The organism is Bacillus cereus group sp. BfR-BA-01524, assembly GCF_022662595.1.
Classification (GTDB): Bacteria; Bacillota; Bacilli; order Bacillales; family Bacillaceae_G; genus Bacillus_A; species Bacillus_A thuringiensis_S.
In genome coordinates, this window is the sequence record NZ_JAKUDW010000329.1 from 1 (window position 1) to 334 (window position 334).

Consider the following 334-nt stretch of genomic DNA (forward strand, 5'->3'; position numbering starts at 1 on the left):
TAGATGACGCTACAAAACAAAAAGTAAAAACAATTATGGACGATACAAAGAAACAGTTAGAGGAAATAGGTGTAAAGCTTCCGGAGAAAGAGAAGCGTAAAGACATGTTTGTAGGATTAGATGAACAGGCGAAAGCAAAAGCGAAGTCAATTTTAGAGCAAGAGAAATCCGGCAAACTAACACGTGAACAAGCAAAAGAGGAATTAACAAAGTTAGGCGTAAAAATGCCGGAGAAAGGTAAGCGTGGAGACATGTTTGCTAACTTAGATGAACAGGCGAAAGAGAAAGCGAAGTCAATTTTAGAGCAAAAGAAATCTGGAAAATTAACGCATGA

General features: G+C 37.7%; 1 pseudogene. It reads left to right on the forward strand.

Annotation, left to right across the window (positions count from 1 at the left end):
• Window positions 1–334: pseudogene (locus tag MR170_RS31305) on the forward strand (hypothetical protein); the annotation flags it as partial.